This window comes from Nocardioides guangzhouensis, from assembly GCF_004519545.1.
In the GTDB taxonomy this organism is placed as follows: domain Bacteria; phylum Actinomycetota; class Actinomycetes; order Propionibacteriales; family Nocardioidaceae; genus Nocardioides; species Nocardioides guangzhouensis.
The window spans coordinates 139,942-153,182 of the sequence record NZ_SDKM01000001.1 but is presented as its reverse complement, the minus strand read 5'-3'; the positions used below and the strand labels follow the sequence as shown (position 1 = coordinate 153,182).

Annotated in this window: 12 protein-coding genes and 2 tRNA genes; 12 read left to right on the top strand and 2 right to left on the bottom strand. The window is 71.8% G+C overall.

Annotation, left to right across the window (positions count from 1 at the left end; genetic code table 11):
* Positions 1-81: 81 nt before the first annotated feature.
* The gene (locus EKO23_RS00730) at positions 82-1,578 is read right to left on the bottom strand and encodes a trypsin-like peptidase domain-containing protein (protein WP_134713051.1); all 1,497 of its coding nucleotides are present in this window, start codon (positions 1,576-1,578) and stop codon (positions 82-84) included.
* Positions 1,579-1,674: 96 nt separating this feature from the next.
* Here EKO23_RS00730 and EKO23_RS00725 point away from each other — a divergent pair, with 96 nt between their 5' ends.
* The 7 genes from EKO23_RS00725 (at position 1,675) to EKO23_RS00695 (ending at position 7,225) form a co-directional block, all read left to right on the top strand.
* Entirely contained in the window at positions 1,675-2,199 is a 525-nt protein-coding gene (locus tag EKO23_RS00725; protein WP_134713049.1) for a ribose-5-phosphate isomerase, read from the top strand.
* Positions 2,192-3,052, top strand: a complete 861-nt coding sequence (locus EKO23_RS00720; protein WP_134713047.1) for an Fpg/Nei family DNA glycosylase — start codon at positions 2,192-2,194, stop codon at positions 3,050-3,052. Before EKO23_RS00725 ends, EKO23_RS00720 begins: the two co-directional genes overlap by 8 nt.
* Complete coding sequence (locus EKO23_RS00715; protein ID WP_134713286.1) at positions 3,052-4,155, top strand: PP2C family protein-serine/threonine phosphatase; 1,104 nt, start codon at positions 3,052-3,054, stop codon at positions 4,153-4,155. The genes EKO23_RS00720 and EKO23_RS00715 overlap by 1 nt, the downstream gene beginning before the upstream one ends.
* A 79-nt stretch (positions 4,156-4,234) precedes the next feature.
* Positions 4,235-4,308: transfer RNA gene (locus EKO23_RS00710), tRNA-Gly, on the top strand.
* A gap of 99 nt (positions 4,309-4,407) precedes the next feature.
* Positions 4,408-4,480 (top strand) — tRNA-Pro (locus tag EKO23_RS00705).
* Positions 4,481-4,524: 44 nt separating this feature from the next.
* Positions 4,525-5,934, top strand: a complete 1,410-nt coding sequence (tig, locus tag EKO23_RS00700) for a trigger factor (RefSeq protein ID WP_134713045.1) — start codon at positions 4,525-4,527, stop codon at positions 5,932-5,934.
* A gap of 109 nt (positions 5,935-6,043) precedes the next feature.
* Positions 6,044-7,225 (top strand): esterase/lipase family protein, encoded by a 1,182-nt coding sequence (locus EKO23_RS00695; protein ID WP_134713043.1) that lies wholly within the window; start codon positions 6,044-6,046, stop codon positions 7,223-7,225.
* A gap of 15 nt (positions 7,226-7,240) precedes the next feature.
* Here the strand turns inward: EKO23_RS00695 and EKO23_RS00690 are convergent, their stop codons facing one another.
* Positions 7,241-8,344 (bottom strand): sulfite oxidase, encoded by a 1,104-nt coding sequence (locus EKO23_RS00690; protein WP_134713041.1) that lies wholly within the window; start codon positions 8,342-8,344, stop codon positions 7,241-7,243.
* A 123-nt stretch (positions 8,345-8,467) separates the two neighbouring features.
* Here EKO23_RS00690 and EKO23_RS00685 point away from each other — a divergent pair, with 123 nt between their 5' ends.
* The 5 genes from EKO23_RS00685 (at position 8,468) to EKO23_RS00665 (ending at position 13,081) form a co-directional block, all read left to right on the top strand.
* A complete protein-coding gene (locus EKO23_RS00685; RefSeq protein WP_134713284.1) occupies positions 8,468-9,079 on the top strand; it encodes a ClpP family protease in 612 nt (203 codons plus the stop codon).
* Between the two features lies 1 nt (position 9,080).
* A complete protein-coding gene (locus EKO23_RS00680) occupies positions 9,081-9,689 on the top strand; it encodes an ATP-dependent Clp protease proteolytic subunit (protein ID WP_134713039.1) in 609 nt (202 codons plus the stop codon).
* A 146-nt stretch (positions 9,690-9,835) separates the two neighbouring features.
* Entirely contained in the window at positions 9,836-11,116 is a 1,281-nt protein-coding gene (gene clpX / locus EKO23_RS00675) for an ATP-dependent Clp protease ATP-binding subunit ClpX (protein ID WP_134713037.1), read from the top strand.
* Between the two features lie 166 nt (positions 11,117-11,282).
* Positions 11,283-12,164, top strand: coding sequence for a hypothetical protein (locus EKO23_RS24970; RefSeq protein ID WP_167880261.1), 882 nt, complete (start codon positions 11,283-11,285; stop codon positions 12,162-12,164).
* 209 nt (positions 12,165-12,373) lie between these two features.
* Positions 12,374-13,081, top strand: a complete 708-nt coding sequence (locus EKO23_RS00665; RefSeq protein ID WP_134713033.1) for a hypothetical protein — start codon at positions 12,374-12,376, stop codon at positions 13,079-13,081.
* Positions 13,082-13,241: the final 160 nt, after the last annotated feature.

Sequence of the window (13,241 nt, the reverse complement as noted above, 5' to 3'; positions counted from 1 at the left end):
CCGCCCGAGATGGCGGCCGGCCGGCCCGGGGCCGCGGAGGCCCCCGGACCGGCCGGGGCTCAGGTGATCAGTTGACGGGGGTCAGTTGACCGGGCTCTCCGCCAGGTGCACCGTGCCCGAGTGCTGGGCGCCGGAGGCGTCCCGCCAGGTGATGGCGACCGAGTCGCCGGGCTCGTGCTGCGCGAGCACGTCGCGCAGCGCGGCCAGGGAGCCGACCTTCGTGCCGTCCACCGCGGTCACGGTGTCGCCGGCGGTGACGCCGGCCTTGGCAGCCGGGCCGCCCTGCTCGACCTCGGCCACGCCGACACCGCCGGACGACTGGCCGGCCACGATGCCGAGGAACGGCGCGGGGCCGATGGTGACGTCACCGGACTCGTTGCCGGCCTCGATCTGGTCGACGATCGACAGCGCGTCGTGGATCGGGACCGCATAGCTCTCGACCGCACCGGTCGAGGACATCCCGGACGACGCGGCGGTGCTGATCCCGACCACCTCGCCCTGCGCGTCGTACATCGGGCCGCCGCTGTAGCCGGACACCACGGGTGCGTCGGTCTCGAGCAGGCCGGAGAGGTGCTCGGCGGCCGCGGAACCGGACTCGCGGGTGGTGATCGACTGGTCCTCGGCGGTGATCGTGCCGGAGGCCGCGAGCAGCTCGCCCTGGCCCATGGCGTTGCCCACCGCGGTGACCTGCTGCTGGAGCGTGGCCCCGTCGTTGTCGATGTGCACGGTGTCGAGGCCGGAGGCGTCCTGCAGGCGGATCAGGGCCACGTCGGACTTCGCGTCGTAGCCGACCACGTCCGCGTCGTAGGTCTTGCCGGTGCTGGCGACGGTCGCGGTGACCGAGGTCGAGCCCTCGACGACGTGGTAGTTGGTCAGCGCCAGACCGCTCGACGACAGCACCATGCCGGTGCCGGCGCCCGCGCCGTTGGGAAGCTCGGTGTTGACCAGGAGCACCCCCTTCGACTGCTGGTCGGTCGCCGCGGTGCCGGTCGCCTGGGTGTTGGCCCCCGGGACGGTCCACTGGCGGGAGCCGCCTCCGGGCATCTGGGGCACCAGGCCCTCGGAACCGCCGTTCGAGCCCTCGTTGGGCTGGGTGCCCCCGTTGGCGCTCGGGGACTGGCCGGCCACCGGGGCGGCGGCATGGTCGGCGATCGCCCAGGTCAGCGGGATGCCGATCGCGGCCGCCGCGACTCCGCCGACCAGGCCGCCGACCAGGGCCGCGCGCCAGGGACGGCGGCCGCGGTGGCTGCCGTACGGCGGGTAGGCGGCGTACGGGTGGGTCGGCCAGGGCTGCTGGGCGTACGGCTGCTGGGCGTACGGCTGGCCGGGCTGGCGGGGCTGCTGCTGACCCGGCTGCTGACCCGGCTGGGCGTGCTGGGGGGCGTGCTGGGGGGCCGGCTGCCCGGGGGCGGGGTAGCCGGTGGGGTACTGCGGGGCGGGGTACTGGTGGTACGCCGGGTACGGCGCGGGCCCGGTCGGGGCGGCGCCGGCGCCGGGGATCTCACGGGTGTCCTGGGTGGTCTCCTCGCGCGGCTCCTGCGGCCCCTCGGAGTCGGGGTGCGGGTTCGTGGTGTCCATGGCACTCATTCCAGCGCGTGATCCTGACAGGGTGGTTCGACGATGCTGTGGAAACCATGTGAACTCGCCGCGACCGGGTCTGCCAGACTCTCGCCCATGCGCGTGCACCTCGGATCGGACCACGCCGGCCTCGAACTCAAGGACCACCTGCTCACCTGGCTGGTCGACCAGGGCCACGAGGCGGTCGACCACGGTCCGTTCGTCTACGACGCGGAAGACGACTACCCGGTCTTCTGCCTGCGCGCCGCGGAGGCCGTCGCCGCGGACCAGTCCGAGGGCGTCGCGGCGCTCGGGGTCGTGATCGGCGGCTCCGGCAACGGCGAGCAGATGGCCGCCAACAAGGTGGCCGGCATCCGGTCCGCGCTGGTGTGGTCGGAGGAGACCGCGGTGCTGGCCCGCGAGCACAACGACGCCAACGTGGTCTCGGTTGGTGGGCGCATGCACACGGTCGACGAGATGACCCGCTTCGTCGAGGTCTTCCTCGCCACCCCGTTCTCCGGCGTGGAGCGGCACGTCCGCCGGATCGGCCAGCTCGCGTCCTACGAGTCGACCGGGGAGCTGCCGCCGCTGCCCCCGTCGGCGCTGCTGGGGGACACACCGGACCCGGACACCGATGCCTGAGGGGCACACCCTCCGTCGGCTCGCCGACGACCTGGCCGGCGCGTTCGCCGGCCGGACGGTGCACGTCAGCAGCCCGCAGGGCCGGTTCGCCGCCGACGCGGCGGTGCTGGACGGGCAGACCCTGCTCGGTGCCGACGCGGCCGGCAAGCACCTGTTCGTGGAGTTCGCGGGCGAGCGGTTCGTGCACGTCCACCTCGGCCTGATCGGCACCTTCCTGGTCCACACCGGGGCGGCCGCGGTGCCTCCGCCGGTCGGCCAGGTGCGACTCCGGCTGGTGGCCGCCGACGGCGACCACGCGTCGTACGCCGACCTCCGGGGTGCCACCCAGTGCGAGCTGGTCGGCCTCCTGCAGCGCGACGCGGTGTTGGCGCGCCTCGGCCCCGACCCGCTGCGGCCCGACGCCGCCCCCGAGCGGGCGTGGCACCGGATCTCGCGCAGCCACCGGCCGATCGGCGACCTGCTCATGGACCAGGAGGTCATCGCCGGCGTCGGCAACGTCTACCGCGCGGAGGTGCTGTTCCGGCACCGGCTGCACCCGCTCCGGCCGGGCAACACGCTGCGCCGCAGCCAGTTCCGGGCGGTCTGGGACGACCTCGTCGCGCTGATGACCGAGGGGGTCCGCACCGGCCGGATCGACACGGTTCGGCCCGAGCACACCCCCGAGGCGATGGGGCGCTCGCCGCGGAAGGACGACCACGGGGGAGAGGTCTACGTCTACCGCCGCAACGGGATGCCGTGCCACGTGTGTGGGAAAAACGTGCGCACCGAGGTGCTTGTGGGGCGAAACTTGTTCTGGTGCCCGCGCTGCCAGCCGCGGTTCCGCTCCCGTGCCTCACATGGAAGTGACGCGTGATGTCCTCCTCCTCGTCGTCCGTCGGCGCGCGCATGCGCCGCTCGGTCGGCCGGTTGCGCCGCCGTACCACCAGCAAGGAGACGTGGTGGCTGGTCTTCCTGGTCGCGGTGACGGTCTTCTTCTTCGTCCTGGTCACGACCTGGCCGCGGTTCTGGCCGCTGACCCTGCTGGTGCTGCCGATGGTGGCCGCTCACCTCGTCCTGGGCCCGCGGGTCCTCCCGTGGTTCGTGGTCTTCAACCTGGCTGCCCTGACCGCGCTGTCCGTGGTCGTCACCACCCGGCTAGGCGAGGTCACCGCCGGACGCGTGATCGCGGTCGCGGTGATCTTCGCGGTCGGCTTCATCGTGCTGCTCACGTCGTTCCGCCGCTCGCGGCTCGGCGTGGCCGGCACCATCGGTGAGTCGATGCTGGTCGACCTCCGCGACCGGATCATGAGCCAGGGCATGCTCCCGGCGCTGCCGCCCGGCTGGTACGCCGAGTCCGCGCTGCGCTCCGCCGGCGGCACCCCGTTCGCAGGTGACTTCGTGGTCGCCGCGCGGCCCGGCTGGGGCCGGCGGCTCGAGCTCTGCGTGTGCGACGTGTCCGGCAAGGGCGAGGAGGCCGGCACCCGTGCCCTGCTGCTCACCGGCGCGTTCGGCGGCCTGATCACCTCGCTGCCGCCCGGCGAGTTCCTCCCGGCCGCCAACGAGTACCTCCTCCGCCAGCACTGGATCGAGGGCTTCGCGACCGCGATCCACATCTCCGTCGACCTCGAGTCGGGCGACTTCGAGCTGCGGTCGGCGGGGCACCCGCCGGCGCTGCAGCTCAACGCGGGGTCCGGCCGCTGGACCGTGCACGAGTCCGAGGGTCCGGCGCTCGGCCTGATCGAGGAGGCCGACTACGCCCCGGTCCGCGGCCGGCTGAACCACGGCGACGCGATCCTGCTCTACACCGACGGCATGGTGGAGGTGCGCGGCCGCGACATCCAGCTCGGCATCGACAAGATGCTCGGCCAGGCCGACCGGCTGCTCCAGCAGGGCTTCGAGAACGGTGCCCGCCGTCTCATCGACACCGTGGGCACCCGCAACGACGACCGGGCGTTGCTGCTGGTCCACCGCCGCTGACGGGAAGGGTTTCGGGCCTCGTCCCGTTTGGGAGGGGCGGGTGCGCGTGTGGCACCATGTCACCCGCACAAATGTGCTGGCGGATGTAGCTCAATGGTAGAGCCCCAGTCTTCCAAACTGGCTACGCGGGTTCGATTCCCGTCATCCGCTCCAAGGCGAACTTCCCGGGGCAAACCTGCACTTTCACGGTGCGGAATGCCCCGGTGAGTGCGGGATTCCCCGGGGCCCCGGGGAAACCTGCAGCCGCCTTGGCGGGGCGTAGCGTAGTGGCTAGCGCGCCTGCTTTGGGAGCAGGAGATCGCAGGTTCGAGTCCTGTCGCCCCGACAGCCCCCGCACCATTCCACCTGAACAACATGAGGAGACAACCTGTGAAGAGCGCCGTCGAGACCTTGAGCCCGACCCGGGCCAAGCTGACCGTCGAGGTGCCCTTCGAGGAGCTCAAGCCGAGCCTCGACGCGGCGTACAAGAAGATCGCCCAGCAGATCAACGTCCCCGGCTTCCGCCGCGGCAAGGTGCCGCCGATGGTCATCGATCGTCAGGTCGGCCGGGGCGTGGTCCTCGACGAGGCCATCAACGACGTCATCCCCTCGAAGTACATCGAGGCCCTCCAGACCAACGATCTCGAGCCGCTGGCGCAGCCCGAGATCGAGGTGACCAAGTTCGAGGACAACGACGTGCTCGAGTTCACCGCGGAGGTGGACGTGAAGCCCGAGGTGGTCCTCCCGTCGTACGACGGTCTCGAGGCCGAGGTCGACGACGTCACCGTCACCGACGCGGACGTCGAGGAGCAGGTCCAGTCGCTGCGCGAGCGCTTCGCGAGCCTGACAGACGTCGACCGTGAGGCGGCCGACGGCGACTTCGTGGTCATCGACCTCAAGGCCACCCAGGACGGCGAGGTCGTCGAGGGCGCCGAGGTCGCGGGGATGAGCTACCAGGTCGGCCGCGGCGGCATGCTCGACGGGTTGGACGAGGCCCTGGCCGGCATGAAGGCCGGCGACGAGAAGACCTTCGCCTCGCAGCTGGTCGGCGGCGACCTGGTCGGCGCGGACGTCGAGGTCGCGGTGACCGTCACCCAGGTCCAGGAGCAGGAGCTCCCGGAGCTCGACGACGACTTCGCCCAGATGGCCTCGGAGTTCGACACCGTCGAGGAGCTCACCGCCGACGTGCGCGAGCGGCTGGGCCGCGGCAAGCGCCTCGAGCAGGCCGCCGCCGCCCGCGACGCGGTCCTCGAGAAGCTGCTCGAGCAGGTCGAGATCCCGCTGCCCGAGGGCATCGTGACCGAGGAGCTGAACGCCCGCCGCCAGAGCGTCGAGCAGCAGCTCGTGTTCGCCGGCATCACGATGGAGAAGTACCTCGAGGACGAGAACCAGACCGTCGAGGAGTTCGAGGCCGATCTCGAGCGCCGGGTCCGCGACGCCGTCGCCGCGCAGTTCATCCTCGACGAGGTCGCGAAGAAGGAGGAGCTCGGCGTCGACCAGAACGAGCTCTCCCAGCACCTGGTCCGCCGGGCCCAGCAGTCCGGCCAGGACCCGCAGGAGTTCGCGAACCACATGTTCGAGCACAACCACGTCCCGGAGCTCGTGCAGGAGATCCTGCGCGGCAAGGCGCTGGCCACGATCGTCGAGTCGGCGACGGTCAAGGACGCCAGCGGCAACGTGGTCGAGCTGAAGAACCTGCGCCCGGACGGCACCATCGGCGAGCCCGAGGACGAGGCCACCGAGGAGGCCGAGGAGACCGGAGCCGAGGAGGCCCCCGAGGAGTCGGCCGACAAGGCCTGACCCCGCCAGCAACGAACCCGCGTCCCGGACGGCCACGCCGTCCGGGACGCGGTCGTCTCCTCGGCCGATTGGGTGTACGCCTGTTCACTCAACGCCTACGATGGGCGGCATGCAGACCGCACGCACCGCTGCCGGGCCGACAGTGCTGGACGCGCTGTCGCTGCTCTCCGAGGTTGCCGACGAGCTCGTCCTGCGTACCGTCCGCGACACCCACGTCGCCGTGCTCGACCGCGTGCACGGGCTGGGGCGTCGCGCCACCGGGGCGAGCGGGCGGTCGGCCGGCGAGGCGCTCCACCGCGGCATCGCTGCCGCCGTGTACGGCGGGCTGGGCGCGGGCCTGCGCGCCGCCTCGCGCGGCCTCGACCGGGCCGCGGCCACCGGGAGGGGCCCGCGCCTGGAGGACGACGTCCGCGGCAGGTTCCTCAGCGCCGCGGTCAACGGGCTGATCGGGGACCGCCTCCAGCAGGAGCGGCCGCGACTGGCGATCCCGCTCGCGGTCCGGGTCGGCGGGCGGGACGTGGCGGCCGAGCCGGTGGCGCTGGCGGCAGCCTTCCCGGAGCCGCGCCGCCGGGTCGCGGTGCTGCTGCACGGCCTGTGCGAGAGCGACGCGGCCTGGCAGGTGCACCGCACCGCGGTGGGGACGACGTACCCGCAGACCCTGGTGGAGCTCGGCTGGACACCGGTGGTGCTGCGGATGAACAGCGGGCTGCCGCTGCGCGAGAACGGCGTCGCCCTCACCGCACTGCTCCAGACCCTGGTCGACGCGTGGCCGGGCGGCGTGGAGCAGGTGGCGCTGGTCGGGCACTCGATGGGCGCGCTCGTGATGCGGGCGGCCGGCGCGGTCGCCACGGACGTCGAGGCGCCGTGGACCCGACTCGTCACCGACGTGGTCTCACTCGGTGCGCCACACCTCGGCGCCCCGCTGGCGTCGTACGTCGGTCACGGCAGCGCGGCGCTCGGCCGGCTGCCGGAGTCCGCGGGGTTCGGGCGGATCCTGGACTGGCGATCGGTCGGGGTGCACGACCTGGTGGCCGGCCTGGCCGAGGACGTGCCGCCGCTGCCGGAGGCGCGCTACCGGCTGGTGTCCGCGACGCTCACCCGTTCGCCGCGGCACCCGGTGGGCGCGGTACTCGGCGACCTGCTGGTGCGGCAGCCGTCGGCCTACGGCCGGACCCGGGGGAGGCCCGACCTGTTCCCGGACGCCGAGACCCTGCACGTGCCGCGGGCCGACCACTTCGACCTGCTCAACCACGCGGACGTGCACGCCGCCCTCCGGCGCTGGTTGGCCTGAGCCGCGGTCGGGCCGTCAGGCGTCGGCGACGACCACCCGCACGCCCTGGTCGGCGTTGTTGGTGAACCCGCCGCGGTTCCAGGCGGCGTCCACCGGCTGCACCCGGCCGGAGGCGTCGTGTGCCCGAGCCCGCAGCCGGTGCTCGCCCGGCGTTGCCTGCCAGGTGGCCGTGAACGACCGCCAGGCCCAGCGGCCGCGGTCCGGGCCGACCTCGGCGTCCTGCCAGGTCGCGCCGTCGTCGGTGCTCACCTCGACCCGCTCCACCGGCGCCCACCCCGACCAGGCCCGGCCGCGCAGCCCCACCGTGCCGGGGCGGACCACCCGGGCGCGGGTGAAGAAGTCCGGGAAGCCGGGCGGCTCCAGCAGCGCCCTGGGCTCGATCCGGGTGACCGGCTCGCCCTCCTCCGAGGCCTCCTGCCGGAGCCGGTAGGCGCGGTTCTGGAACCCGTCGAAGCGTTCGGTGGCCACGCTGATCCGGGTGAGCCACTTGACGTTTCCCATGCCGTACCAGCCCGGCACCACCACCCGGACCGGGTAGCCGTGCTGGACCGGCAGCGGGCCGCCGTTCATCTCGTAGGCCACCAGCACGTCGCCGGCCAGGGCCTCTGACACCGGCAGCCCGCGCTGGTAGTCCTGCTCCTCGCCGCGCTCGATCCCGTGGTCGAGACCGGTGAACACCACGTCGACCGCGTCGTCGGCCACGCCGACGTCGGCCAGCAGGTCGGCCAGGGGTACGCCGGTCCAGTCGGCCGTGCCCACCGCGCCCGTGAGCCACGGCTGGCTCAGCGGCCGCGGGTGCAGCGCGGCCCGGCCGTTGCCGGCACACTCCATGGTCACGTGCACCGTGTGCCGTGGCATCGCGGCCAGGGACGCGAGGTCGAGGTCCAGCGGCCGGTCGACCGCCCCGTCCACGGTCAGCCGCCAGCCGTCGGGGTCGACGGCGGGGATGTCGTAGTGGGTCAGCACGTAGTGGAGACCCGGCGGCGTCACGTCGTCGCGGAGCAGCTCGAGCGGCAGCCCGTGGTTGCGTGCGGCCAGCCCGACCTCGTCCAGGGTGACGCCCTCGTCCGGGTCGGCCACCCGCCCGGGCACCCGCAGCGAGTCCAGTGGGTCGTCCATCTCCCCACCTTGGCACGGAATCCGCTGTTGGCGAACAGGGATGGGCGAGCCGTGGATACGTCCGTGCTTCCGGCTAGTGTCGCCCTCGTGAACATCGACCACAGCCTCCAGAACGGCCCGCAGATGAACGGCGGGCAGTCGTCGTACGGCCTCGACGACAACGTCTACCAGCGGCTGCTCAAGGAGCGCATCGTGTTCCTCGGCTCCGAGGTGCGCGACCAGAACGCCAACGCGATCTGCGCCCAGCTGCTGCTGCTCTCGGCCGAGGACCCCGAGGCCGACATCTTCCTGCACATCAACAGCCCGGGTGGCTCCGTGGACGCCGGCATGGCGATATACGACACGATGAACTACATCCCCAACGACGTCGCGACGGTCGGCATGGGCCTGGCCGCGTCGATGGGCCAGTTCCTCCTGTGCGCCGGCACCAAGGGCAAGCGCTACGCCCTCCCGCACGCGCGGATCATGATGCACCAGCCCTCCTCCGGCATGGGCGGCTCGGCCTCGGACATCAAGATCCAGGCGCAGCAGTCGCTGCACATCAAGAAGGTCCTGCTCGAGCTGATCTCCGAGCACACGGGCCAGACCGTCGAGCAGGTGACCGCGGACGCCGACCGCGACCGCTGGTTCACCGCCCAGGAGGCTCTCGAGTACGGCCTCGTCGACCAGGTCATCAAGAGCGCCCGCGAGGCCGCCGACGAGGGTCGGCCCGCGCACACCACGGACAAGGACTGACATGAACTACTACATCCCGCAGTGGGAGGAGCGGACGTCGTACGGCTTCCGCCGCATCGACCCCTACGCCAAGCTCTTCGAGGAGCGGATCATCTTCCTCGGCACCCCGATCAGCGACGACATCGCCAACGCGGTGATGGCCCAGCTGCTGTGCCTGGAGACGATGAACCCCGACCAGGACGTCCAGATCTACATCAACAGCCCGGGCGGCTCGTTCACGGCGCTCACCGCGATCTACGACACGATGCGGTTCATCAAGCCCGACGTGCAGACCGTGTGCCTGGGCCAGGCGGCCTCGGCGGCGGCGATCCTGCTCGCGGCCGGCGCCCCCGGCAAGCGGCTCGCGCTGCCGAACAGCCGGATCCTGATCCACCAGCCCTACACCGAGGGCACCTTCGGCCAGACCTCCGACATCGAGATCCAGGCCAACGAGATCCTCCGCATGCGCGAGCTGCTCGAGAAGATGATCTCCGAGCACTCGGGCAAGGACGTGTCGGAGGTGAGCCGCGACATCGAGCGCGACAAGATCCTCACCGCCGAGCAGGCCGTCGAGTACGGCCTGATCGACGCGGTGCTCGAGTCCCGCAAGGGAGTCCCCGCGCTCGCCTGAGCGCGCGGGTGACGGGATACTCGGACGTGGCAGACGTACGTCGAGACCTCGTGTCCACCCCCCATTCGGGGGTGGCACGGGGTACCGTCGAGAAGTTGGACGACGACGCCGGAACCGCTCCGGCCGAATGCGAAGGATGACCGCGCGTGGCACGCATTGGTGACGGAGGCGACCTCCTGAAGTGCTCTTTCTGCGGGAAGAGCCAGAAGCAGGTCAAGAAGCTGATCGCCGGACCGGGCGTCTACATCTGCGACGAGTGCATCGACCTCTGCAACGAGATCATCGAGGAAGAGCTCAGCGAGCGCAGCGAGGTCAGCCTCGACGAGCTGCCGAAGCCCAAGGAGATCTTCGAGTTCCTCAACTCCTACGTCATCGGCCAGGAGCACGCGAAGAAGTCCCTCGCGGTCGCCGTCTACAACCACTACAAGCGGGTCCAGGCGGGCACCAACGGCAACGGCAAGCACTCCAAGGAGGAGGCGGTCGAGGTCGCCAAGTCCAACATCCTCGTGATCGGCCCCACCGGCTGCGGCAAGACCTACCTCGCGCAGACCCTGGCCCGGATGCTCAACGTCCCGTTCGCGATCGCCGACGCGACCGCGCTCACCGAGGCCGGCTACGTCGGCGAGGACGTCGAGAACATCCTCCTCAAGCTGATCCAGGCCGCCGACTACGACGTCAAGAAGGCCGAGACCGGCATCATCTACATCGACGAGATCGACAAGGTGGCCCGCAAGGCGGAGAACCCCTCGATCACCCGCGACGTCTCCGGCGAGGGCGTGCAGCAGGCGCTGCTCAAGATCCTCGAGGGCACCTCCGCGTCGGTGCCCCCGCAGGGCGGGCGCAAGCACCCGCACCAGGAGTTCATCCAGATCGACACCACCAACATCCTCTTCATCGTGGGTGGTGCCTTCGCCGGCCTCGAGCACATCGTCGAGCAGCGCGTCGGCAAGAAGTCGCTGGGCTTCACCGCCGAGGTGCGCGGTGCCGCCGAGCGCGACGCCGAGGACCTGATGGCGCAGGTCCGGCCGGAGGACCTGACGAAGTTCGGCCTGATCCCGGAGTTCATCGGCCGGCTGCCGCTGATCGCGTCGGTCAGCAAGCTCGACAACGCCGCCCTGGTGCAGATCCTGACCGAGCCGCGCAACGCGCTGGTCAAGCAGTACCAGAAGCTCTTCGAGCTCGACGGCGTCGAGCTCGAGTTCAGCGACGACGCCGTGGTCGCGATCGCCGACAAGGCGATGGAGCGCGGCACCGGCGCCCGCGGCCTGCGCGCGATCATCGAGGAGGTCCTCCTCCACGTGATGTACGACGTCCCCTCCCGCGGCGACATCGCCAAGGTGGTGGTGACCCGGGAGGTCGTCGAGGACAACGTCAACCCGACGCTGATCCCGCGCGAGGACGCCGCCAAGAAGAAGAAGTCGGCCTGAGCGACGGCGCCCGTCAGGGCGCCGGCCCGGCCGCTGTCGGGTGCCCGGTCGGCGGGCATGGTCCATTCGGGCCATTTCCTTCGTATCGCTTGGGAATCGGTTCACGAACCCGAGAGAATGGGAAGGTCCGCTTCTCGATTCTTCGTGCCTCTCGGGAGACACCCCCATGCGATCCCCCCAGCACCGTGGGCCCTTCGTGGCCTGCGTGGCCCTCACCGTGGGCTGCGGGACCTTCCTCGGCCACGCGCTGATGACGCAGGGGATCATCCAGGTCATCACCGAGACCGAGCCGTTCACCGCGCACCACCGGGTCGCTGACGCGGTCCGTATCGACCCCGACACCTCGGGCGAGGGCGAGGCCACCGGCCCGGGCGCGCGGCAGCCGACCCGGACGGTCACCGTGGTGGTCCCGGTGACCGCCGGCGTCGAGGAAGCCTCGACCGTCCGCACGGGTGGAGGCAGCCCCGACCGTTCGACCACCAAGGGTCCGGGGCGGACCGACAAGCCGGACAAGGGCAACCAGGGGAGCACGGGGAACCAGGGGAACAACGGGAACAACGGGAAGCCCGGCCAGGGCCAGGGGAACGGCGCGGGGAACCGTGCCTCCCGGACTCCGGCCCCGGACAGCTCGTCGGGCGGCGCCGGTGCGCCGACGCCGGCGAACGCGAGCAGCACGGTGCCGCCGGGCCGCACGAAGGGCGAGCGGACCCTCGGCGGCGGCACCGGTCACGGCCAGACCGACCCTGCCCCGGTGAGCGCCCGCAGCCTTGTCGGAGGCGTCGGCACGCAGGTCGTCCGCACCGTGACCCGCACCGTTCCCGCCGCGACCCGACCTCGTGCCGACACGCCACGCCAGCCCCTCGGGGTCGACAGGCCCGGCAAGGCCGACAGGCCCGGCAGGGCCGACAGGCCCGGCAGGGCAGACAAGCCCGGCCTGCGCCGCGGGGCCGACAAGCCCGGCAAAGCCGACAAGCCGGGCACGGCCGACACGCCCGGCAAGGCCGACAGGCCCGGCAAGCGGCACGCTCTCGGCAAGCACCACCGCTGATCCACCCTGCCGAGCAGCCACGTGTTGCGCGCCGAGCGGCCAGGTCTTGCGGGTCGAGCGGTCAGGTCTTGCGCGCCGAGCGGCCACGTGTTGCGCGCCGAGCGGCCAGGTCTTGCGGGTCGAGCGGTCGGCTCAGGTGGTCTGGACCGATGAGCCCGGGTCTTGGTGACTGCCTCTCACCAATCACGGTGGCGCTCCACAATCGCGTCATGAGCATCCACCCCCTGCGCCGCCTCGTGGTCGGCGTCATCGCCGCCATCGCCGTCGTCTTCGGCGCCTCCTTCGCCGCCTGGGGCAGCTTGGCCACGGTGTCGTCCGACACCGCCGCCGACACCGCTTCCGGAGACCCGGCTGACACGACCGATCCGTCGGACCCTGCGGACGAGGCCACCAGCGACGACGCCGACGAGTCGACGGACGACGCGTCGACCGAGGGCGGGGATCCGGGTGACGAGACGACGGACGAAACCACGGACGAGACCACGGACGAGTCCTCGGGGGAGGACGCCGGTGACGACGCCGGTGACACCGCGGCCGAGGACGCCGAGGGCGGCGACGGCAGTGAGGCGAAGGAGCCGTGCACGCTGACGGCACCGCCGCACCGGGCCGCCACCGATACCGACCCGGCCAGTCACCCGGGCTGGACCCGCGGCAAGCACTACGGCTGGTGCGTCATCGCCGAGCGCGACGCTGCCAACGAGGATTCGGCGGAGGAGCCCGACGAGACGCAGGAGCCGGAGGACTCCACCGACGGCGACGACTCCACCGACGGCGACGACTCCGCGTCGGTCGCGCCCGCCCCGTCGTCACACCCCGGTCGGGGACACGGCCAGGCCAAGGGGCACGGCACGACCCACGGGAAGGGCCACGCCAAGACCCACGGCAAGGGGCACGGCAAGGGGCGCGGCGGGCATTGAGGCCGGGGCGGTCTCGAGACGGGCGAAGAGCGCCCTCCTCGACCTCCGGGTGGATCCGGCATCGCTCGCGCGGCCGGAGAACAGCGCGACCTGGCTCAGGGTGCTGTCGTAACCCCGCAATTGCAGCCGCATGACATGTTCCGGGGCCGGAAATCTGCAA

Excerpts from the sequence above, each read along its gene's own strand:
- EKO23_RS00730 (WP_134713051.1), bottom strand. The coding sequence starts at position 1,578 with ATGGACACCACGAACCCGCACCCCGACTCCGAGGGGCCGCAGGAGCCG.
- EKO23_RS00725 (WP_134713049.1), top strand. The coding sequence starts at position 1,675 with ATGCGCGTGCACCTCGGATCGGACCACGCCGGCCTCGAACTCAAGGAC.
- EKO23_RS00720 (WP_134713047.1), top strand. The coding sequence starts at position 2,192 with ATGCCTGAGGGGCACACCCTCCGTCGGCTCGCCGACGACCTGGCCGGC.
- EKO23_RS00715 (WP_134713286.1), top strand. The coding sequence starts at position 3,052 with ATGTCCTCCTCCTCGTCGTCCGTCGGCGCGCGCATGCGCCGCTCGGTC.
- EKO23_RS00695 (WP_134713043.1), top strand. The coding sequence starts at position 6,044 with ATGCAGACCGCACGCACCGCTGCCGGGCCGACAGTGCTGGACGCGCTG.
- EKO23_RS00690 (WP_134713041.1), bottom strand. The coding sequence starts at position 8,344 with ATGGACGACCCACTGGACTCGCTGCGGGTGCCCGGGCGGGTGGCCGAC.
- EKO23_RS00685 (WP_134713284.1), top strand. The coding sequence starts at position 8,468 with ATGAACGGCGGGCAGTCGTCGTACGGCCTCGACGACAACGTCTACCAG.
- EKO23_RS00680 (WP_134713039.1), top strand. The coding sequence starts at position 9,081 with ATGAACTACTACATCCCGCAGTGGGAGGAGCGGACGTCGTACGGCTTC.
- EKO23_RS24970 (WP_167880261.1), top strand. The coding sequence starts at position 11,283 with ATGCGATCCCCCCAGCACCGTGGGCCCTTCGTGGCCTGCGTGGCCCTC.
- EKO23_RS00665 (WP_134713033.1), top strand. The coding sequence starts at position 12,374 with ATGAGCATCCACCCCCTGCGCCGCCTCGTGGTCGGCGTCATCGCCGCC.